Origin of the sequence: Cyanobium gracile UHCC 0139 (genome assembly GCF_034931325.1) — a bacterium.
GTDB classification, from domain to species: domain Bacteria; phylum Cyanobacteriota; class Cyanobacteriia; order PCC-6307; family Cyanobiaceae; genus Cyanobium; species Cyanobium gracile_B.
Genome location: NZ_JAYGHX010000002.1, coordinates 123,218 through 144,280, shown reverse-complemented (window position 1 = coordinate 144,280; position 21,063 = coordinate 123,218). Strand labels below are relative to the sequence as shown.

19 protein-coding genes are annotated in these 21,063 nt (G+C 71.6%); 9 read left to right on the top strand and 10 right to left on the bottom strand.

The genetic code is table 11. The features are described from left to right. Nucleotides 1-10 precede the first annotated feature (10 nt). From VB738_RS03995 to VB738_RS03970, 6 genes are all read left to right on the top strand, one after another. On the top strand, nt 11-340 hold the full coding sequence (locus tag VB738_RS03995) for a DUF2605 family protein (protein WP_323304523.1): 330 nt from the start codon (nt 11-13) through the stop codon (nt 338-340). Between the two features lie 81 nt (nt 341-421). Then, nucleotides 422-1,729, top strand: coding sequence for a 3-phosphoshikimate 1-carboxyvinyltransferase (gene aroA / locus VB738_RS03990; protein ID WP_323304896.1), 1,308 nt, complete (start codon nt 422-424; stop codon nt 1,727-1,729). Then, nucleotides 1,704-2,630, top strand: coding sequence for an MnmC family methyltransferase (locus VB738_RS03985; RefSeq protein WP_323304522.1), 927 nt, complete (start codon nt 1,704-1,706; stop codon nt 2,628-2,630). The genes aroA and VB738_RS03985 overlap by 26 nt, the downstream gene beginning before the upstream one ends. Nucleotides 2,631-2,659: 29 nt before the next feature. Next, nucleotides 2,660-4,036: a bifunctional UDP-N-acetylglucosamine diphosphorylase/glucosamine-1-phosphate N-acetyltransferase GlmU gene (glmU, locus tag VB738_RS03980; RefSeq protein WP_323304521.1), complete on the top strand. Its 1,377-nt coding sequence runs from the start codon at nt 2,660-2,662 to the stop codon at nt 4,034-4,036. A 46-nt stretch (nt 4,037-4,082) separates the two neighbouring features. Beyond that, entirely contained in the window at nt 4,083-4,457 is a 375-nt protein-coding gene (locus VB738_RS03975) for a VOC family protein (RefSeq protein WP_323304520.1), read from the top strand. Then, complete coding sequence (locus VB738_RS03970; protein ID WP_323304519.1) at nt 4,454-5,026, top strand: TspO/MBR family protein; 573 nt, start codon at nt 4,454-4,456, stop codon at nt 5,024-5,026. Before VB738_RS03975 ends, VB738_RS03970 begins: the two co-directional genes overlap by 4 nt. Here VB738_RS03970 and VB738_RS03965 read toward each other — a convergent pair. Both VB738_RS03965 and VB738_RS03960 read right to left on the bottom strand, forming a co-directional pair. Continuing rightward, nucleotides 4,985-7,180 (bottom strand): FAD-dependent oxidoreductase, encoded by a 2,196-nt coding sequence (locus VB738_RS03965; RefSeq protein ID WP_323304518.1) that lies wholly within the window; start codon nt 7,178-7,180, stop codon nt 4,985-4,987. The two genes, VB738_RS03970 and VB738_RS03965, sit on opposite strands and share 42 nt — an antisense overlap. Next, the gene (locus VB738_RS03960; RefSeq protein ID WP_323304517.1) at nt 7,177-8,424 is read right to left on the bottom strand and encodes an NAD(P)/FAD-dependent oxidoreductase; all 1,248 of its coding nucleotides are present in this window, start codon (nt 8,422-8,424) and stop codon (nt 7,177-7,179) included. The genes VB738_RS03965 and VB738_RS03960 overlap by 4 nt, the downstream gene beginning before the upstream one ends. Before the next feature lie 279 nt (nt 8,425-8,703). On the opposite strand from VB738_RS03960, the gene VB738_RS03955 reads away from it, so the two are divergent. Further along, nucleotides 8,704-9,240: a hypothetical protein gene (locus tag VB738_RS03955; protein ID WP_323304516.1), complete on the top strand. Its 537-nt coding sequence runs from the start codon at nt 8,704-8,706 to the stop codon at nt 9,238-9,240. A 64-nt stretch (nt 9,241-9,304) separates the two neighbouring features. Here VB738_RS03955 and VB738_RS03950 read toward each other — a convergent pair whose 3' ends face one another. Continuing rightward, a complete protein-coding gene (locus VB738_RS03950; protein ID WP_323304515.1) occupies nt 9,305-9,520 on the bottom strand; it encodes a hypothetical protein in 216 nt (71 codons plus the stop codon). Nucleotides 9,521-9,544: 24 nt separating this feature from the next. Further along, nucleotides 9,545-10,492: an FAD/NAD(P)-binding protein gene (locus tag VB738_RS03945; RefSeq protein WP_323304514.1), complete on the bottom strand. Its 948-nt coding sequence runs from the start codon at nt 10,490-10,492 to the stop codon at nt 9,545-9,547. Nucleotides 10,493-10,704: 212 nt separating this feature from the next. Between VB738_RS03945 and VB738_RS03940 the strand changes: the two genes are divergently transcribed. Next, a complete protein-coding gene (locus VB738_RS03940) occupies nt 10,705-11,748 on the top strand; it encodes a formamidase (protein WP_323304513.1) in 1,044 nt (347 codons plus the stop codon). 31 nt (nt 11,749-11,779) lie between these two features. Here the strand turns inward: VB738_RS03940 and VB738_RS03935 are convergent, their stop codons facing one another. The 5 genes from VB738_RS03935 to thrS form a co-directional block, all read right to left on the bottom strand. Next, nucleotides 11,780-13,894: a M3 family metallopeptidase gene (locus VB738_RS03935; protein WP_323304512.1), complete on the bottom strand. Its 2,115-nt coding sequence runs from the start codon at nt 13,892-13,894 to the stop codon at nt 11,780-11,782. Between the two features lie 61 nt (nt 13,895-13,955). Then, nucleotides 13,956-15,548 (bottom strand): NAD(P)H-quinone oxidoreductase subunit 4, encoded by a 1,593-nt coding sequence (locus tag VB738_RS03930; RefSeq protein ID WP_323304511.1) that lies wholly within the window; start codon nt 15,546-15,548, stop codon nt 13,956-13,958. A 93-nt stretch (nt 15,549-15,641) separates the two neighbouring features. Next, the gene (gene thrB, locus VB738_RS03925; RefSeq protein WP_323304510.1) at nt 15,642-16,616 is read right to left on the bottom strand and encodes a homoserine kinase; all 975 of its coding nucleotides are present in this window, start codon (nt 16,614-16,616) and stop codon (nt 15,642-15,644) included. Nucleotides 16,617-16,652: 36 nt separating this feature from the next. Beyond that, on the bottom strand, nt 16,653-17,684 hold the full coding sequence (locus VB738_RS03920; RefSeq protein ID WP_323304509.1) for a glucokinase: 1,032 nt from the start codon (nt 17,682-17,684) through the stop codon (nt 16,653-16,655). Next, complete coding sequence (gene thrS / locus VB738_RS03915) at nt 17,681-19,528, bottom strand: threonine--tRNA ligase (protein ID WP_323304508.1); 1,848 nt, start codon at nt 19,526-19,528, stop codon at nt 17,681-17,683. Before thrS ends, VB738_RS03920 begins: the two co-directional genes overlap by 4 nt. A gap of 118 nt (nt 19,529-19,646) precedes the next feature. Here thrS and VB738_RS03910 point away from each other — a divergent pair, with 118 nt between their 5' ends. Beyond that, nucleotides 19,647-20,180 (top strand): TM2 domain-containing protein, encoded by a 534-nt coding sequence (locus VB738_RS03910; protein WP_323304507.1) that lies wholly within the window; start codon nt 19,647-19,649, stop codon nt 20,178-20,180. Nucleotides 20,181-20,186: 6 nt separating this feature from the next. Here VB738_RS03910 and VB738_RS03905 read toward each other — a convergent pair whose 3' ends face one another. After that, nucleotides 20,187-20,837 (bottom strand): glycoside hydrolase family 104 protein, encoded by a 651-nt coding sequence (locus tag VB738_RS03905; RefSeq protein WP_323304895.1) that lies wholly within the window; start codon nt 20,835-20,837, stop codon nt 20,187-20,189. Between the last annotated feature and the right edge of the window lie 226 nt (nt 20,838-21,063).

Genomic DNA, 21,063 nt, shown 5'->3' with positions numbered 1-21,063 from the left:
GGCTGAAGCGATGGCTCCCGCCCCTTCCCTTCCCGATCCCGCCGGCCCCCTGCTGGAGGAGATCCTGGTGCCGCTGCTGCAGGACTACGCCGAGTCCTTCGATCGCGGACTGCTGCTGCTCGACCACTGCCCGGAGACGGTGCTGTCCCTGGCCGACCAGCACCAGCTGCGGGTACGGCTCGATGAAGCACGCCGGTCCCTGGCGGCGGCGCGGGCGCTGCGGGCCGCCGCCCCCAGCCCCATGGGCCTGGCCATGGAGACGATCACCCCCTGGCACCGGCTGTTGGTGGAGGTCTGGAGCCTCTCGGCCAGGCTGCGGGCCGTCGGCATCCGCCCCTGAACCGCCCGCTCCATAGGATCGCCCCAGTTGGCGGCACAGCCGTTGTCCTCACCCGCAAGCGTCGATGTCAGCGCAGCCGCCCTGCCGGCGCCGCTGCTGCTGCCGGCCGGCGGCAGCCTGCGGGGCCACGTGACGGTGCCCGGTGACAAGTCGATCTCGCACCGCTCGCTGCTGTTCGGGGCCATCGCCGAAGGCACCACCCGCATCGACGGGCTGCTGCCCGCCGAAGACCCCCTGAGCACCGCCGCCTGCCTGCGGGCCATGGGCGTCACGGTCTCGCCGATCGCCGCCGGCCAGGTGGTGACCGTGGAGGGGGTGGGCCTGGACGGACTGCGGGAGCCCGCCGACGTGCTCGACTGCGGCAATTCCGGCACCACCATGCGGCTGATGCTGGGGTTGCTGGCCGGCCGGGCGGGGCGCCACTTCGTGCTCAGCGGCGACGCCTCCCTGCGTTCGCGGCCGATGCGCCGGGTGGGGGGCCCCCTGGCCCAGATGGGCGCCCGGATCCAGGGCCGTGAGGACGGCAACCTGGCGCCCCTGGCGGTGCTGGGACAGACCCTGCACGGCAGCGTCATCGGCACGCCGGTGGCCTCGGCCCAGGTGAAGAGCGCCCTGCTGCTGGCCGCCCTGACGGCGAACGGGCCCACCACCGTGATCGAGCCGGCCCCCACCCGCGACCACAGCGAGCGGATGCTGCGGGCCTTCGGCGCCGACCTGGAGGTGGATGGCGACCAGGGGCGGTTCATCACCGTGCGGCCCGGGCCCTCCCTGGGGGGCCAGACCGTGGTGGTGCCCGGCGACATCAGCTCCGCCGCGTTCTGGCTGGTGGCGGCGGCGATCACCCCGGGGGCCGATCTGACGGTCGAGAACGTGGGGCTCAACCCCAGCCGCACCGGCATCCTCGATGTGCTGGCCGAGATGGGCGCCCGGATCACGGTGCTCAACAGCCGCGACGTGGCCGGCGAGCCGGTGGGCGATCTGCGCGTGCAGCACGGCCCGCTGCGGGCCTTCCGCATCGAGGAGCCGATGATTCCCCGCCTGGTGGACGAGATCCCCGTGCTGGCGGTGGCGGCCTGCTGCGCCGAAGGGTTGAGCCGCATCAGCGGCGCGGCGGAGCTGCGGGTGAAGGAGACCGACCGCCTGGCCGTGATGGCCCGCCAGCTGACGGCCATGGGGGCCAGGCTCGAGGAGCACGCCGATGGCCTCAGCATCGAGGGCCCCACCCCGCTGCACGGGGCGCAGGTGGACAGCGAGACGGATCACCGGGTGGCGATGAGCCTGGCGGTGGCCTCCCTGGTGGCCCGGGGCGACACCCGCCTGGGGCGGCCGGAGGCGGCCGCCGTCTCCTACCCCGGCTTCTGGGATGACCTGGCCCGCCTGCGGCACTGAGACGGCAGAGCCCGAACCGGGTCCCGGGCTGCTGCCCCGGCGGGGGCGCGACGGTAGCTTCAGCCTCTACAGCGGCACCTTTGACGAGGGCTTCCACAGTGCCGCCGGCGCCCTGCGCGAGGCCACCGAGAAGTTCGTGGTCCCGGCGGCCCTGGAGCGCTTCGCCCCGGGCCGGCAGCTGGTGGTGGCGGAGGTGGCCGTCGGCACCGGCACCAACACCGCCGCCCTGCTCGCCGCCGCCACCACCGCCGGCCTGGAGCTGGACTGGTGGGGCCTGGAGCTGGACCACCGGCCCCTGGCCCTGGCCCTGGCGGATGCCGGCTTCCGGGCCCAGTGGCCCGCCGCGGTGATGGCCCGACTGGAGGAGCTCAGCGGCAGCGATCGCCTGCGGCTCGGCGATGCCCGCCGCCGGCTGCCGGAGCTGCTGGACACGCTGGCGGGCCGCTGCGACCTGGTGCTGCTGGATGCCTTCTCCCCCCAGCGCTGCCCCCAGCTCTGGAGCCTGGAATTCCTGGAGCGGCTGGTGCGGCTGCTGCGGCCCGACGGCCGGCTGCTCACCTACAGCTCCGCGGCGGCGGTGCGCCGCTGCCTGCAGGATCTGGGCCTGGAGGTGCGGGCGATTCAGCCGCCTGCCGACGAACCGGAGCGCTGGAGCGCCGGCACGGCGGCCAGTTTCACCCCCCTGCCCCCCCATCCGGCCCTGCGCCCCCTGGAGCCCTTCGAGCGGGAGCACCTGGCCAGCCGCGCCGGGGTGCCCTACCGGGACCCCAGCGGCAACGCCACCGCCGCCGAGATCCTGGAGCGGCGCCGCCGGAAGCAGGAGCAGAGCACCGCCCCGCCGGCCCGGCTGCCGCGGCGCCCGGGCCCCGGCGGACTGGGCCGCTCCGGAGGGCACCGGTAGATTCCGGCCCAGTCGCCCCACCGCCGCCGATGCTCGCCGTTGCCGTCCTGGCCGCCGGGAAAGGGACCCGCATGAAGAGTGCCCTGCCGAAGGTGCTCCAGCCCCTGGCCGGCGCGACCCTGGTGGAGCGGGTGCTGGGCAGCTGCCACCGGATCTCCCCCGACCGGCAGCTGCTGGTGGTGGGGCACCAGGCGGAACGGGTGGAGCGCACCCTCGCGGGTGTCGAGGGCCTGGAGTTCGTGCTGCAGCAGCCCCAGAACGGCACCGGCCATGCGGTGCAGCAACTGCTCGGGCCGCTGGAAGGGTTCGAGGGCGAGCTGCTGGTGCTGAACGGCGACGTGCCGCTGCTGCGGCCGGAGACCCTGGAATCCCTGCTCTCCACCCACCGGACCAGTGGCGCCGCCGTGACCCTGCTCACCGCCCGGCTGGCGGACCCGAGCGGCTACGGCCGGGTCTTCGCCGATGGAGCGGGCCAGGTGAGCGGCATTGTCGAGCACCGCGACTGCACGGCCGAGCAGCTCGCGAACACCCTCACCAATGCAGGGATCTACTGCTTCGACTGGGCCCGCCTCGCCACCGTGCTGCCCAGCCTGAGCACCGACAACGACCAGGGGGAGCTCTACCTCACCGACACCGTGGCCCTGCTGCGGCCGGCCATGCACCTGGAGGTGGGCGACCCGGACGAGGTGGCCGGCATCAACGACCGCCAGCAGCTGGCCCACTGCGAGTCGGTGCTGCAGGACCGGCTGCGCCGCCATTGGATGGCGGAGGGGGTGAGCTTCACCGATCCCGCCAGCTGCACCCTGTCCGAGCACACCCGCTTCGGCCGCGACGTGCTGGTGGAGCCCCAGTGCCACTTCCGTGGAACCAGCAGCATCGGCGACGGCTGCCGCATCGGGCCTGGCTGCCTGATCGAGAACAGCCAGCTGGGCGCGGAGGTGGAGGTTGTCCATTCGGTGCTGCGCGACAGCCACGTGGAGCCCGGCTGCGCCATCGGTCCCTTCGCCCAGCTGCGGGCCGGCAGCCACCTGGCCGCCGGCTGCCGCATCGGCAACTTCGTCGAGGTGAAGAACAGCCGGCTGGGGGAGGGCTGCAAGGCCAACCACCTCAGCTACCTGGGGGATGCCGACCTGGGCGCCGAGGTGAACATCGGCGCAGGAACGATCACCGCCAACTTCGACGGGGTGCGCAAGCACCGCACCGTGATCGGCGGCGGCAGCAAGACCGGCGCCAATTCGGTGCTGGTGGCGCCGATCACCCTCGGGGAGGGGGTGACGGTGGGGGCCGGCTCCACCCTCACCAAAGACGTACCGGCCGGCTCCCTGGCCCTGGGCCGGGCCCGCCAGCTGGTGAAGGAGAACTGGACCCCGCTGGCGCCCTGCCAGCAGCAGGAGGTGGCGGGCTGAATCCCGGATTCCTGGCCTAGTCTCAGCCCAGGACATCGGCGGATCCATGGCCATCAATCCCGTCATCTGGTTCGAGCTCTACGTCGACGACATGGCCCGGGCCCGGGCCTTCTACGAGAGCGTGTTCCAGCTGACGCTGGAGCCCATGGGCGATGCAGCCATGGAGTATTTCGCCTTCCCGATGCAGGACGACCGGGTGGGGGCCGGCGGGGCCCTGGCCAAGATGGAGGGCATGGCCCCGGGCGGTGGTGGCGGCACCCTGATCTATTTCCACTGCGACGACTGCGCCGTGGAGGAGAGTCGGGTGGCAGGCGCCGGGGGCACGGTGATCAAGCCGAAGATGTCGCTCGGCCCCTACGGCTTCATGAGCCTGGTGCTCGACACCGAAGGCAACACCATCGGGCTCCACTCCCAGGCGTGAGCGCCACGGCACCGGCACGGCGCTTCCGCTGGTGGCATGGCGCCGCGATCCTGGTGGCCGCCAATGCCGTCAGCTTCTGGCCGGCGGGGGTGCTGGGGGATGCCGCCTTCTACACGGCCTTCCGCCTGCCCCCCTATGCCCCGCCGGACTGGCTGTTCGCCCCCCTGTGGCTGGTGCTGAACATCACCTCCCTGGTGGCCCTGGCGCGGGTGGCCAACCTGGAGGTGGCGAACGCTGCCGGAGGGCTCCAGCCGGATGCTGCCGGCCGGCGCCGGGCCCTGGTGCTGGTCTCCGAAGGGGTGGGCTGGCTGCTGTTCGCCGTGTTCACCACCTTCTTCTTCTGGCTGCACAGCCCGGTGCTGGCGGCGCTGGACACGCTGGCGGGCCTCGTGGTGGCGGTGGTGAGCGTGGCGGCGGCGGCCGCCCTCGATCGGCCCGCCGCCGGACTGATCGGCCTGCGGCTGCTGTGGCTGCTTCTGGCCAGTGCCGTGGCGGTGAGCGTGGCCCTGCACAACGTCGACCCGTTCCTAGTCGCCGCCCCGGCGCCAGGTGTGGAAGCGCTCCAGTAGGGCCAGGGTGCGCTGGGGAGCGTGGGCCTTCTTCCAGGCCCCGGCGGCGTACTTGTTGGCTTCCGAGAAGGTGGGATAGGCATGGATCGCCCCCATCACCTTGCCCAGTCCCAGGTTCCAGCGCATCGCCAGCACGAATTCGGCCAGCAGCTCCCCGGCCTGCTCCGCCACGATCGTCACCCCCAGGATCCTGTCCCTTCCGGGCACGGTCAGCACCTTGACGAAGCCGGTCTCGGCCGATTCGACGATGGCCCGATCCAGCTCGGCCAGGGGGAAACGGGTGACCTCGAAGCCCACCCCCCGGGCGGTGGCCTCGGTCTCGTTCAGCCCCACCCGGGCCACCTCCGGGTCGGTGAAGGTGGTGCGCGGGATGACGCGGCCGTCGACGGCGAAGCGCACCGGATCGAACAGCCCGTTGACGGCCGCATACCAGGCCTGATGGGCTGCCGTGTGGGTGAACTGCCAGGGGCCGGCGGCGTCACCGGCGGCATAGATGTTGGGGTAGAGGGTCTGGAGATGGGGGTCGGTGTCGATGGTGCGGCCGCTGGGGATGCCCAGGGCCTCAAGGCCATGGCCCTCCAGCCGGGCCTGGCGCCCCACGGCGCAGAGCAGCTCGTCGGCCTCGACGCAGAGGGTGGCGCCATCCACCACCGCCTCCACCTGCACGCCACCGGAGGCGACGGGCCGCACCCGCTCCACCCGGCACCCGGGGTGGACCCGCACGCCGTCACGCTCCAGCACCTCGCGCAGCAGCGCCCCCACCTCGGGGTCCTCCCGGGGCAGCAGGCGGTCATTGCGCTGCAGCAGGGTCACCGGCAGGCCCAGCTGGGCCAGGGCCTGGGCCAGCTCGCAGCCGATCGGGCCGCCGCCCAGCACCACCAGGCTCGGCCTCGGGGAGGGGTGCTCGGCCAGGGCGTCCCAGAGGGTCTCGCTGGTGAGCACCCGCACCGTGTCGATGCCGGGCAGGGCCGGGATCACCGGCGCAGCGCCGGTGGCCAGCACGATGGCGCGGGCCGTGAGCACGGTCTCGCTGCCATCGGCGGCGGTGATCGCCACCGACCAGGGGCTGATCAGGCGGGCCTGGCCGAGACGCACGTCCACCCCGAGGGCGGTGTAGCGCTCGACGCTGTCGTGGGGGGCGACGGCGGCCACCTTCTGGCGCACCCGCTCCAGCACCCGGCGCAGCTCCACCCGGGGCTCCTGGGGGGTCAGGCCGTAGCGGTCGGCGTGGCGCAGGCGGGCGGCGAGGCGGGCCGTGCTGATCAGGGCCTTGCTGGGCACACAGCCGGTGTTGAGGCAGTCCCCGCCCATGCGGTGCTGCTCCACCAGGGTCACCTTCGCCCGCACGGTGGCGGCGATGTAGGCGGTGACCAGGCCCGCCGCCCCGGCTCCGATGACGATCAGGTTGCGATCGAACCGGCGGGGGCGGGGCCAGGGGCGGTAGAGGCGCCAGAGCCGCCAGCGGCCCAGCAGCAGCTTCACGATCCAGGGCAGCAGTCCCAGCAGAGCGAAGGAGGCCAGCAGGGCCGGCGAGAGGAGGCCGCTCAGGCTGGTGAGCTGGCCCAGCTGGGTGCCCGCATTCACGTACACGAGGGTGGCCGGCAGCATGCCCAGCTGGGAGACGAGCGCGAAGGGCAACAGGGGCATGGGGGTGAGCCCCATCAGCAGATTGACGAGCACGAAGGGCACCACCGGCACCAGCCGCAGGCTCAGCAGATAGGCGGTGCCGTCGCGGCGGACGCCCGCCTCGATCGGCCCCAGGCGCTGGCCGAACCGGCGCCGCACCGGCTCCCGCAGCAGGGTGCGGGCCAGCAGGCAGGCCGCCGTGGCCCCCAGGGTGGAGCCGATCGACACCAGCACCGTGCCCTGGAGCAGGCCGAAGATGGCGCCCCCCGCCAGGGTGAGCACGGTGGCACCGGGCAGGGAGAGGCCCGTCACCAGCACGTAGACGGCCACGAAGGCGGCGGCGCTGGCCAGCGGAGCCGCCTGCCGCCAGGCCAGCAGCTGCTCGCGGGAGGCCTGCAGGGCGGCGAGATCCAGCTGGCGATACCAGCCCTGGCCGAAGAACAGGCCCACCCCGGCCAGCAGCAGGGCGATCAGCAGCAGGCGCCCCAGGGCCGCGCCGGGGGTGGGCTGCTGGGCGGGGGAGCTCATGGCTGGCTCCCCTCGGGCTGGACCGGCGGTGGGCGCTGGATCACCGGAGCGGCGGCAGCGAGGATCGCGGCCCGGTCGCCGTTCAGGGGGGGATAAATCCGCTGGCCATTGATCAGCCGCTTGGTGCGCTTGGCGCTCTCCCCGGTGGCGACAACCCGGCGCTCCCAGCCTTCGGTGTAGAGGGCCCCCCAGGGCCCCAGATCGAGAATGGTGGTGTACCAGTCGATCCGGAGCGGCAGCAGCGGCAGCCCCAGCAGATCGCAGACCGCGTTGTGGCCGGCGAACCGGCCCATGGGGCGGCCGTGCTGGCAGGACATGACCGTCGTGTGGCCATCCTCCAGGCCGAGGCGGGCGCTGTCACCGGCGGCGAACACGCCGCTCAGCCCCTCGACCCGCAGATCGGCATCGACCGGCAGCCGGCCGAGGCCATCGGTGGGCACGCCGCAGCCGGCGGCCAACGGGCTGGCGCGCATCCCGGCACACCAGACCACCGTATGGGCAGGGATCGCTTCGCCGGAGTCGAAGCGGATCTGCCTGTCGTCAAGGCAGGCCACCCGGACGCCGAGGCGACATTCCACCCCCAGGGCCGCCAGGGCCTCCTCGATCACGGGCCGCGCCCCATCCCCCATGTCGGAGCCGACATGGCGGTTGTGGTCCACCAGCACCACCCGCCCCGGCCCCGCCAGACCGGCACGCTCCCGGGCTGCCTGGAGCCGGGCCGGCAATTCGCAGGCGGCCTCGATTCCCGTGAGGCCCGCCCCCACCACCACAGCCGTGAACCGACCGGCGCCATCGGTGTGCTCCGCCAGGGCCTCCAGGTGCCCCGCCAGCCGGGAGGCGCCGCCGTAGGTGTCGACATCGAAGCCGTGGGCAGCCAGGCCGGGGAGCTGGGGCCGGCGCAGCTCACTGCCGAGGGCGAAGACCAGGCGGTCGTAGGCCAGCACCTGCGCGCCGGCGGCCGTATGCACGGTCACCGTCCGGGCCATCGGATCGATGCCGCCGACCTCGGCCACCAGCCAGCGGACTCCGGCGGGCGCGAGCACCGTCTCCAGGGGCACCCTCAGCGGCGCCAGATCGGGTTCGTAGTTGCGCACGCGGATGGCGTGGAAGGCATCCCGATTGACGAGCAGCACCTCGACGGCGTCGGGGCCGAGGCCCAGGTGATCGAGCTGGCGGGCGGCGGCGAGGGCACTCCAGAGGCCGGCAAAGCCACCGCCGAGCACCAGGATCCGCTGGGCTCCCATCACGTTGTTCCGGCAAGGGGCGCAGGCGTCACCGGGGGCGGAGCCATCGGATCTCAGGCTATCGAGGGGCCAGGCCTCCAGGCGGGAGCGGCGACGGCTGGGGGGAGCTGATCCATCGGATCCAGGGCAAGAAGGGACGGATAAGAGATGGGAATCAGCCTCTACATGACGGGAGGACAAGGTAGCGCTCCTGAAAGAATTGTCAGTGGATGGTTTCCGCCGTCATCGGATGATTTTGGACTTATAGATTGAAGATGTTCAAACGAGCAGGTCAGGACATTGACAACACATTTTGTCGTCACGGTGCAGAATTTACGTCGGCATCTGCATCGCTTTTTCAGTATCGGAACGGCATGGATCATTGCGGTCGGGCTTCTTTTTCTCGCCCCCGTCTTCAACCCAGCCACCGCCCTTGCCGATGACACAGGCAACTGGTACCTGGATGACGGCTCGGGGCACCAGCTGGGCGCCGTGCTGTTCGAGCGTTCCGACATCAACGCACCCTCCGGTCTGCGGCTGCGGCTGAACGCGGAAACGGCCGGGCTGACGCTGGATCACGTCCGTCCCATGGTGATGAGCGACGGCGGCCAGCAGGCCTGGAGCCTCGACAACCGCAGCCTGGAGCTTCTGGGCGCCGCCAGCGGCGCCATCCCGGTGGGCTCCTCCCAGTACGACGCCGGCTGCCTCAATCCGATCCCCGCGGACGGCATGGCGATGCGGATCACCGTGCCCAGCTCCGCCGGTGACCTGACCTTCGCCCTGGCCCCCGGCCAGGTTCAGACCATCCACTCCCTGTCGGAAGCCTGCGCCAACTAGGCGCCCGGCCGTCCTTGGTCCTCTGCTCCGGTTCCCCTGCAAGGGGGCCCGGGGTACGGCCCGTTCAGGACTTGAGGGCGGCGCGGCAGATGCGGTGCGCCGCTTCCCGCCCCCCGAACAGGTTGCGGGCCGCGGGTCCCAGCTGCAGCGCGGACAGTCCCCCCATGACGTGCACCCGGGTGCCAGGCCAGCGCAGGTCGCCGGTGAGCACGGGCCAGTCCTCGATCAGCGCCAGGGGCCGCTGCTGCTGCAGCTGGCGCAGCAGCGGGTGGTGGCTCACCCCCAGGCAGTGGCCGGTGGCCAGCTAGAGGCGATCGGCCTGATGGCGGCGGCCATCGCGGCAGTGCAGCTGCCACTGGCCCTGGCGCCAGCGGGCCGAGGCGATCTGACACCCCTCGTTCAGCTGCAGCGCTCCGGCGGCCTGCGCCTGCTGCAGCCGGCTGGCCAGCTCAGGGGTGATCGAGCCGCCGTCGCGGGCCGCCAGAACCTGCTGACGGCGGCGGTGCCAGCAGGGTTCCGCCCGGAAGTCCTTGAGATACCGGGGCCCCAGCCAGCCCGGGTCGGCATCGAAGGGCTTGCGGCGCAGCGCCCGCCGGCAGAACAGGCTGACCCGGGCGCCCCGCCGGATGGCCCCCAGGGCCAGATGGGCGCTGGTGAGGCCGCCGCCGACGATCACCAGATGCTGTCCCGCCAGACCCGGGCAGGCACCGAGGTCGAGGTTGTGGCTGTGTTGCAGGGCGTCGGCCGGGTAGGGGTCCTCGATGGCCCGGACCCAGCCCGGCAGCACCGGGGCCTCGGCCCCGGTGGCGATGACCAGCCGCCGGGGGGCCAGAACCGAACCATCGCTCAGGTCCAGCTCCAGGGGATTGTCCCCGGCGGGAGCGAGCCGGATCCGCTCGACCGCCACGGCCTGCACCCGGTCGGCCAGCTGGAAGTCGGCCACGACGCTGCGGCAGAAATCGGAGAACAGCTGCGTGTGGGGAAGGCCGTAGGGACCCTCAAGCTCGGCCCCGCGCTGGCGCTCCTGGGCGAAACGGCGCAGGGCGTGGGGATTGGGATGGGGATGGTGGGGGGAAGGGGAGCGCAGCCAGGGAATCTCGTAGCGGCGCATCTGGGTGTTCCAGCGCTCCAGCCAGGTGCCACTGGGGTCGAGCACCCGCAGCCGCCGGCGCCACTGGGGCCGCTTCTGCAGCAGCAGACAGCAGAGGGTGAGGGCCTGGGGACCGGACCCGGCGACCACCAGCTCAGCCATGGCGGTCGGGGGTGGCCCGCTGCCGCCGAGACAGGGGCCCCAGCGGGGCGGTCAGGCCGTGAGAGGGGATGGCGGGATGGAGCGGAATGACAACCATTCTCACATCATCGCCCCGTCCTGTCGCCTGTCCCTGGGCGTCAGCCAGGGCCACAGGCGCCGGATTCGGTGACTGACGCGACAGCTTCGCCCCGGACGCGGTGCCAAGAATGAGAATGACTTTCATTCCTGACTTCATGGGCAGCACCGGCAGCGTCAGCGCCTGGGAGGAGGCTCTCCTCGTGGCGATGATCCAGTACCCCGTCCCCGTGATCAAAGGCCCCGCGGACATCCAGACCCAGGTGGATCAGATCTGCAAGGCGGTCGCCACCACCAAGGCCGGCTACCCCGATCTCGATCTGGTGGTGTTCCCGGAGTACTCCACCCAGGGACTCAACACCGCCATCTGGACCTACGACGAGATGCTGCTGCGGATTGACTCCCCCGAAATCGACCGCTTCCGCAAGGCCTGCAGGGACAACGACGTCTGGGGGGTGTTCTCCTTGATGGAGCAGAACGACGACCCCAGCCTGCCGCCCTTCAACACCGCCATCATCATCAATTCCCAGGGCGAGATTGCCTTGCACTACAGAAAGCTGCAGCCCTGGGTGCCGATCGAACCCTGGTCGCCGGGGAACTACGGCATGCCGGTCTGCGAGGGGCCCAAGGGTTCCAGGCTGGCGGTCTGCATCTGCCATGACGGCATGTTCCCCGAACTGGCCCGGGAGGCCGCCTACAAGGGGGCCAATGTCTACATCCGCATCTCCGGTTACTCCACCCAGGTCAACGACCAGTGGATCTGGACCAACCGCACCAACGCCTGGCAGAACCTGATGTACACCATCTCGGTCAACCTGGCCGGGTATGACGGGGTCTTCTACTACTTCGGGGAAGGCACCGTCTGCAATTACGACGGCAACGTCCTGCAGCAGGGCCACAGAAACCCTTGGGAGATCGTCACCGCCGAACTGTTCCCCCGCCTGGTGGACAAGGCGCGGGAGAACTGGGCTCTGGAGAACAACATCTTCAACCTGGGCTGCCGCGCCTATGTGGGCAAACCCGGTGGGGAGAAGGAGAACTACCTCACCTGGGTCAGGGATCTGGCCAACGGCTGCTACAAGCTCCCCTGGGACGAGACGATCAGGATCCGGGACGGCTGGAAGTACTACCCGGAGGGCGTCAAGCTGGGGCCCATCAGCCAGGCCGGCCTGCCCGGCTGACCCAACCCCGGGCGGCCATGGCGGAGGAGCCTCAGGCCCCTGCCGCCACCAGCCCTGAGTGGCGGATCAGGGCCTCCGGGCTGGGGGGCCGGCCCCGGAAGGTCTCGAACACCTCGCCGGGGTGGCGGCTGCCGCCGAGGCTGAGCACCGTCTCGCGGAAGCGGCGGCCAGTGGCCTGGATCGCCGCCTCGTTCTCCAGCCCCACCTCCTCGAAGGCGCTGAAGGCATCGGCGCTGAGCACCTCGGCCCATTTGTAGGAGTAGTAGCCGGCGGAATAGCCGCCGGCGAAGATGTGGCCGAAGGAGCAGAGGAAGGCGTCCTCCTCGATCGGATCCAGCACGGTGGTGGTGACGGCGATCTCCCGGCGCAGCTGCTCGGGCGTCCGGCCGCCGTCCGGGGTCCACTGGCTGTGGAGCCGCAGGTCGGTGAGGGCGAAGTGCACCTGGCGCAGGGTGGCGGCGCCGCCCATGAAGGTGCGGGCGGCCTGGAGCTTGGCGAACTCCGCCTCCGGCAGCGGTTCGCCGCTCTGCCAGTGGCGGGCCATCCCCATCAGGGTGGCGTGGTCGTAACACCAGTTCTCCATGAACTGGCTGGGCAGTTCCACCGCATCCCACTCCACGTTGTTGATGCCGGCCGCCTGGGGGCGCTCCACGGTGGTGAGCATGTGCTGCAGGCCATGGCCGAACTCGTGGAAGAGGGTCTCCACCTCCTCGAAGGTCATCAGGCTGGGGGTGTCCCCCACCGGCGGGCTCTGGTTGCAGACCAGGTAGGCCACCGGCAGCACGGGCTGCCCCGAGGCATCCAGCGAACGCACCAGGCATTCATCCATCCAGGCGCCGCCGCGCTTGCTGCCGGGGCGGCTGTAGGGATCCAGGTAGAAGGCCGCCAGGGGCTCGCCGCTGCCGGCGTCCTCGACGCGGAAGAAGCGCACGTCCGGATGCCAGACAGGTGCCTCCCCATCGGCCGGGCGGATGCGGATGCCGAACAGGCGGTCGCAGAGGCCGAACAGCCCGTCGAGCACCCGGGGCAGGGGGAACCAGGGCCGCAGGGCCTCGCCGTCGAGATCGAAGGCCTCCCGGCGCCGCACCTCCGCCCAGAAGCTCACATCCCAGGGCTTGAGATCCGCCGCCTCGGCCGCCCCCTCGCGGGCCGCACAGGCGCGCAACGCTTCCAGTTCCTGGAGGGCCACCGGATAGGCGGCGCTGCGCAGGTCCTCCAGAAGGGCCTCCACGTCCGCCACTGAACCGGCCATCTTCGCGGCCAGGCTCACCTCGGCCCAGGATCCATAGCCCAGGCGCCGGGCCTGCTCACGGCGCAGGGTCAGAATCCGCTCGATCGCCGGCCAGTTGCCGTCGGTCTTGCCCGAAGCCCGGCTCACGTGGGCCTTGTAGGCGATCTCGCGCAGGTCGCGGCGACGGCTGTACTTCAGGAACGGGCCGAAGCGGGGCATGTCGAGCCCCAGCAGCCAGGGGCCCTCGGCCACCGTGGCCTCGCCATCGCCGGCGTCGCGGGCGGCCTGGGCCAGCTGCTCCTTCAGGCTCTCGGGCAACCCCTCCACCTCGGCCGGATCGCTGAGCCGCAGGGTCCAGGCGTTGGTGGCATCGAGCACCCGGTTGCCGAACGCGGTGGCCAGCTCCGCCAGCTCCTGGCTGGCGGCGTTGAACGCCACCTGGGTCTCACCCTGCAGGCCCACGCCCCGCAGCTCCATGTCCCGCAGTTCCGCCGTCAGGATCCGCTCCTGGGTGGCATCAAGCCCGCCCTGGGCCTGGAGGCTGCGCAGGGCTTCGAACAGCACCCGGCTCTGGCCGGCCCGGTTGCCGAAGGCCACCACCGCCGCCTGCTGGCTGGCATGGGCCTCCCGCAGTTCCGGGCTGTTGCAGACACCGTTGAGGTGGCTCACCACCCCCCAGCTCCAGCGCAGCCGCTCCCCGAGCCGGTGCAGGGGGTCCATCACCTCCGCCCAGCCCAGGGACCGGCCCTCGGACGCCGCCGCCGCCAGATCCGCCTCCAAGCGATCGAGCTCCGCCTGGAGCGTGCTCAGCAGCGCGGGGATGTGGGCCACCACCTGGTCGGGGGTGATGGCCTCGAAGCGGGGCAGGCCCTCGCCGGCCAGCAGGGCGGGGGGGCTCTGGAGGGTGGTGGTCATCGCCGGGCTGCCGCTTCGATGGAAGACCCCATTTCAGCCCACCCGGGCGCCGGGCGGGGGCTCAGCCCAGGGCGGCCATCCGTCCCATGGCCACGGCCCCGGTGCTGGCCAGCTGGGCGGCCAGACCGTTGGTGCTGGCCTCGTAGAGATCGATCGCCACCCGCGGCCAGAAGCCGATCACCAGGGTGGGCACCAGCAGGGTGAGGCCGATCAGCAGCTCCCGTGGTTTCATGTCTCCCACCACCGCCAGGGCCGGGATCCGGGGACCGAAGAACACCCGGCGACAGAGGGAGAGCAGGTAGACGGGGGTGAGGACCAGGCCGATGGCGGCCAGCACGATCGTGATCACCCGGAAACCGACCGTGAAGCCCTCGTAGGAGGTGACCCCGAGGAACACGGTGATCTCGCTGATGAAGCCGCTCATCCCCGGCAGGGCAAGGGAGGCCAGGGAGCTGGCCAGGAAGAAGGCGAAGGTGATCGGCAGCACCTTGGCCAGGCCGCCCATGTTGGGGATCGAGAGGGTCTCGGTGCGCTCGTAGAAGACGCCGGTGACGAAGAACATGGCCGCGGCGATCAGGCCGTGGCTGATCATCTGCAGCATGGCGCCGCTCATGCCCAGGGCATCGACGGCACCGATGCCCAGCAGCACGAAGCCCATGTGGCTGACGGAACTGCAGGCGATGCGGCGCTTGACGTTGTCCTGGGCGAAGGCGTTCAGGGCCCCGTAGACGATGTTGATGATCCCCAGGACGATCAGGGCCGGGGCCAGCCGCAGGTGCACCTCCGGCAGCATCTGGACGTTGAAGCGCAGCAGGGCATAGCCGCCCATCTTGAGCAGCACCCCCGCCAGCAGCATCGATACCGGCGCATTGGCCTCCCCGTGGGCATCGGGCAGCCAGGTGTGCAGCGGGAACATCGGCAGCTTGACCCCGAAGCCCACCAGGAAGCCCAGGTAGCAGAGCAGGCCGAAGGTGCCGCCGGGGGAGCGGGCCGCCAGTTCGCTGAGGTTGAGGGTGAAGGTGTCACCGGAGAGGGCGAGGGCAAGGCCGCTGATCAGGATCAGGAGCGAGGCCGTGGCGGTGTAGAGGATGAACTTGGTGGCGGCGTACTGGCGCTGCTTGCCGCCCCAGATGGCGATCAGCAGGTAGACCGGCACGAGCTCCAGTTCCCAGGCCAGGAAGAACAGCAGGAAGTCCTGGGAGAGGAACACCAGGCTCTGGGCCGTGGCCTGCACCAGCAGCAGGGCGAAGTAGAGGCGCGTCTTGAGGCGGATGTTCCAGCTGGCGGCCACCGAGAGCAGGGTGACCAGGCCGCTGAGCACCACCAGGGGGGCGGACAGCCCATCGGCGGCCAGCGACCACTCCAGGCCGAGGGCCGGCACCCAGGCCACGCGCTCCACCAGCTGCAGGCCGCCGAGGCCGGCGTCGAAATGGCGGGCGAAGACCCAGAGAATCAGGGCCAGATCCACGCCGAGCACCCCCAGGGCCAGGGTGCGGGGCAGGCGCGGGTCGCTGCCGTCACCGGGCAGCAGGGGCATCACCAGGGCGGCGGTGGCGGGCAGCAGCACGATCAGGCTGAGCCAGGGAAAGCCCGCCTCGGTGAGTCCGGAAGGGAGGGAAGAGGACGCGAGCGAAAGGGGCAGGCTGGCGTCCATCACTGTGGGGTGCTCCAGGCAGGAAGTATGACGGGAGACGCTGCCGCGTCGGGACGGTGTCCCCGGGCGGCAGAGCCTATCAACTGGGTAGTTCTACTCACCAAGCACGGCCTGTGGGCGGCTCCCCTCCGGCAGGGTGGCCCAGGTGCTGCCGCCCTCCTGGAGTCCCAGCACGGCGCTGTGGCTGCTCACCCCTTCCCCCAGCCAGGCGTGGGTCATGGCCTCCCCCACCGCCGCCGCCCGGTCCTCGGGGGCCAGGGCCAGCAGGCTGGGGCCGGCACCGCTGATCACACAGCCCCAGGCCCCGACCTCCATGGCGGCCTCCCGCACGGCCCTGCCCCCCTGGATCAGTCCCCAGCGGTAGGGCTCATGGATGCGGTCGTGCATGCCATCGGCGATCAGATCGCCGTTGCCCGTGCGCAGCCCCTGCAGCAGCAGGGTGAGCGCCCCCAGATTCATCACGGCGTCGCTGATCGGGATGCTGCGCGGCATGGCGCGGCGCGCCTCGCTGGTGCTCAGCCGGATCGTGGGGATGGCCACCACGGCCTTCACGGCTGGATTCCACTCGCAGCGCACCACCCGCCAGCGATGGGAGGCAGCCCGCGCCGTCAGGCACAGCCCGCCGAGCAGGGAGGGAACCACGTTGTCAGGATGGCCCTCGATGTCGATGGCCAGCTCCAGCAACTTTTCGCGGCTCAGGGGCTCCCCAACCAGGGCATTGGCGCCGATCAGGCCCGCCACGATGGCGGTGGCGCTGCTGCCCAGACCGCGGGCGGGGGGCACCGCCAGCTGCACCCGCGCCTCCAGGGCCACCGCCTCCACCCCCACCTCGCGCCAGACCCGCTGGGCCGAGCGGTAGACGAGGTTGTCGGGGCCGCCGCGCAGGTGGGCCCCCTCGGGGCCCTCGATGATCAGCTCGAACCGCTCACCGCCCCCCTCGATCACCCGCAGCTCGAAGCGGTTGCCGAGATCCAGGGCCGCGCCGAGGCAATCGAATCCCGGGCCGATGTTGGCGGTGGTGGCGGGAACCGCCACCACCACCCCCTGGCCGATCTGGGGCCGGACCATACGTGTTCTGTCGTTGGGCTCAGTGTTGCAGCCGGCTCAGCCCAGCAGCATCCGGGCCCGGCAGGCGGCACTGAAGGTGCCGACCCCCGGATCCACCACGGCGGTGATGGGCATCGGCTCCAGGGTGGAGCGCAGCCGGCCCTTGTTCAGGAACGGGCCCAGGAAGGCTTGCGAGCGCAGGCTGGCCAGCAGCTTGGCCGCCGTGCCCCCCGCCAGCCACAGGCCGCCGCGGCTCAGGCAGGCCAGGGCCAGATCCCCACAGACGCTGCCGTAGGCCCCCAGCCAGAGCCCCAGGGCCTCCGCCGCCAGGGGGTCACCGGCGGCGGCGGCCATGGCCACCTGCGCCGGCAGATCGGACCGGTCGGGCCCATCGCCGGCCTCGCTCCAGAGCCGGGCGGGGCCGCTGAGGGGATGGTCGCCGCCGGGGTGGCGCCCATCGAGCAGCCAGCGGGCCACGTGGCCCAGGCCGGTGCCGCTCACCACCCGCTCGATCGAGACCCGCTCCAGGGCCAGATCGGCCCTGAGCCACTGCTTCAGCTGCCATTCGGCCGCGGAACGGGGGGCGAATTCCCCGTGGGCCGCTTCGCTGGGGATGGCCCGCAGGCCCCCGGCGGTGGGCAGGCCCATGGCCACCCCCAGGCCGGTGCCGGCCCCCAGCACGAGCAACGGGGCCTGCGGATCCCGCTGGCCCTCCCGCACGGGGGCGGTCTGGTCGGCATCGAGATGGGGCAGGCCGTAGATCAGCACAGCGAAATCGTTGACCAGCTCCACCAGCGGCAGGCCGCAGCCAAGGGCCAGGCCGTCGCTGTCGAGCACCCAGGGGAGGTTGGTGAGCCGGGCCTGGCCCCCCTCCACCGGACCGGCCACGGCAAAGCAGGCGGCGGCCGGAACGCCACCGGCCACCGCCCCGGCGGCGGCGAGGAAGTGACGCACCATCGGGGCCAGGTCGGGCCAGTCCGCCGAGATGAACCGCTCCTCCAGCACCAGCTCGGGCCGTACACCGCCCGGCCGCCAGAGGCTGAGCAGGGTCTTGGTGCCGCCGATGTCGCCCGCCAGCAGGAGGCTCATGCCAGGGCCAGGGTGGCCAGCCGGCCGGCGTTGGCCGCGGCTCCGGCGGCCACCAGGACGTCGGCCGCCACGCTGCCCAGATCGCCCTGGCGGCGGCTGCGCAGGCTGACCGTGCGGGTTTCGGCCTCCCTGGCACCGATCACCCCCAGCACCGGAATCTTCATCTGCTCGCCGTTGCGGATCAGCTTGCCGAGCCGGTCGCCGCTGTGGTCGATACCGGCGCGGATCCCGGCGGCCGCCAGCAGGCCCCGGAGTTCCTCGGCCCAGGGCAGGGCGTCGTCGGTGACGGGCAGCAGGCGCACCTGCTCGGGGGCGAGCCAGAAGGGGAAATCACCGGCGTAGTTCTCCACCATCACGCCGAAGAAGCGCTCCAGGGAGCCGAAGATGGCGCGGTGGATCATGATCGGCCGGCAGCGGCTGCCGTCGGCGGCCACGTAGTGGAGATCGAAGCGTTCCGGCAGGTTGAAATCCAGCTGGATCGTCGAGCACTGCCACAGCCGGCCGATCGCATCCTCGATCTTGAGGTCGATCTTCGGCCCGTAGAAGGCGCCGCCCCCCTCGTCGACCTTGTAAGCCCAGCCCTTGCGCTCCAGGGCCTCCACCAGGCCGGCGGTGGCCAGCTCCCACACCGCGTCCTCGCCGATCGATTTCTCGGGCCGGGTGGAGAGATGGATCTCGTAGCTGCGGAAATCGAAGGTGGAGAGGATGCGCTCGGTGAGGTTCAGCACCCGCAGGATCTCATCGGAGATCTGCTCCGGCAGGCAGAAGACGTGGGCGTCGTCCTGGGTGAAACCGCGCACCCGCATCAGCCCGTGCATCACCCCGGGCCGCTCATAGCGGTACACGGTGCCGAGCTCGGCCCAGCGGATCGGCAGCTCCCGGTAGGAGCGCAGGCGGCTGGCGAAGGTGAGCACGTGGAACGGGCAGTTCATCGGCTTGAGCTGGTACTGCCGCTCGTCCACCGCCATCGGCCCGAACATGCTCTCGCTGTAGAAGTCGAGGTGGCCCGAGGTCTTCCAGAGGCTGAGGTCGGCCACGTGGGGGGTGTAGAGGAGCTCGTAGCCGTCCTCGAAGTGGGCCGCCCGCCAGAAGTCCTCGATCAGCAGCCGCATGCGGGCGCCGCGGGGATGCCAGAACACCAGGCCGGCGCCCGCCTCGTCTTCGATCGAGAAGAGCTCGAGGTCGGTGCCGAGGCGGCGGTGGTCACGGCGCAGGGCCTCCTGCTTGCGCCGCTGGTATTCGGCCAGCTGCTCGGGCGTCTCCCAGGCGGTGCCGTAGATGCGTTGCAGCTGGGCCCGCTTCTCGTCGCCGCGCCAGTAGGCCCCGGCCACACTCTCGAGGGCGAAGGCCTTGGGGTTGAGCTCGCCGGTGTGGGCCACGTGGGGGCCGGCGCAGAGGTCCCACCACTGGTCGCCCAGGGTGTAGAGGGTGATCGGCTCGCTGAGCCCCTCCAGGATTTCCAGCTTGTAGGGCTCGTTCTGGGCCCGGATCCGCCGCTCCGCCTCCTCGCGGCTCACCTCGATCCGCTCCAGGGGCAGCCGGCGGGCCATGATCTTGCCCATCTCCTTCTGAATGGCCTTGAGATCGGCGTCGGTGAAGGGTTCGGGGTTGTCGAAGTCGTAGTAGAAGCCGCTCTCGGTCCAGGGGCCGATGGTGACCTGCGCCCGGGGGAAAAGCTTCTGCACCGCCATGGCGAGCACGTGGCTCATCGAGTGGCGGATCCGCAGCAGCTGGGGGCTCTCGCTCGTCTTCGGCAGCACGATGGCGGCCGCCTCGGAGGGGGCGTCGCCAGAGGCGACGGGGCTGGAGGCCGGTGGCACCGGCGAAGGGGGAGCGGACGTCATAGGGGCAACCTGTTGAAGGCATGGTATCCAGGCCCACCGGTGGCCCCCCGGCGGGCGCCGGCGCCGGAGGCCGGAGCGACCGTGGATCGGCCCTAAGTTGGGCGTGTTGAGCACTGTGATGGCCGCCCGACCCACGCCAGGACCCGTCCAGAGCGCAGTGCAGCGACCGGTCCCCGGCGGCCCGGACGGGTCGGGGCTGAACCGGGCTGCCGAACGGCGCAGCGTCGCCCTCAGCTACCTGCTGTGGTGCACCTGCCTGGTGGGGCTCTGCGGCCTGCCGCGCTTCTACAACCGCAAGCCCCTGAGCGGCACCCTCTGGCTGCTCACCTTCGGGCTCTGCGGCATCGGCCAGCTGCTGGATCTGGTGCTCCTGCCCGACATGGTGCGCCAGGCCAACCAGTCGCTGCTGCTGGAGGAGGCCCTGGCGGGCCGCGACACGGCGGCCTACCCGCCGATCGAACGCCAGCTGCTCCAGCTGGCCCGCCGCACCGGCAAGGGCGGGTTCACCCTCAACGATGCCCTGCTGGAACTCCAGCTGCCCCCCCAGGCCAACAGCACTGTGGTCAGCGCCGAGATCGAGCGGCTGCTGCTCAACCATCTGCTCGACGTGGGCAACGACGAACGGGGCCGGGTGGTCTACCGGGAACCGTGAGGCCGATCAGGCGCTGGTGAGGCGCCGCAGCCGCTCCAGTTCCCGCTGGTAGAAGCGCGTCAGCTCGGTGCGGCACTTCACCGGCTGGCCGTAGTGGCTGAGGCCCGCCAGGGTCGGCAGGGAGGCCCATTCCGGCGCCAAACGGGCCAGCACCTCGGGCGTCAGGCCCTGGCGATCGAAGCTCCCCAACGCACCGCGCTGCTGGATCAGATGCAGGGCGGCCTGGTCCTGGCTGGCGGGGCCGAAGTCCCGAAGCTTGAGGCGATCGGCTGCCCGGTCCCAGGTGGTGGGCAGGAACTGGTAGGCACCGGCGGCGGCACTGGCATAGCCGCGCCGCACCACGGTGTCGGGGTGACGGCTGAGGTCGCCGAAGCGGTCGCCCCCGTAGAGCACCCGATAGCCGACGTCGCTGCCGCCCAGCCAGGTGCCCTCGGCATAGCGGATCGTGTTGAGCAGGGCCCGCCGCTCGGGGGTGATCCCGTAGGGGCCGGAGGCGCTCGCCACCACCGGCCGGGAGGTGGGCGGGGCGGCGGGCCGGACCGCCGGCGGGGCAACGGGGACGGCCGGGCGTTGCACCATCGGCAGCATCAGGAGCAGCACCAGGGTGAGCGGTCCCCGAGGGAGCGGCTTCAGCGGCGGTGGCAGGGGGCGACGCAAGGGCAAGCGGTCGTCAGGGATCCATGACCCTGATCAGGCCCGCGGCCTGGACGCGAGACCCCTTCGCCCGTACTGGACAGGCGGGGGCCCGGTGTGCTCACGGAGCCCGTACGGGACGCGGGCATTCAGGAAACATTCCGCCGGGATCGCGGTGGCGCGGGAAACCATCGGCCGGCGGCCGCCCCGACCGGGCCATCGAGAGGCCGGGGTACATCCGGGATAAACG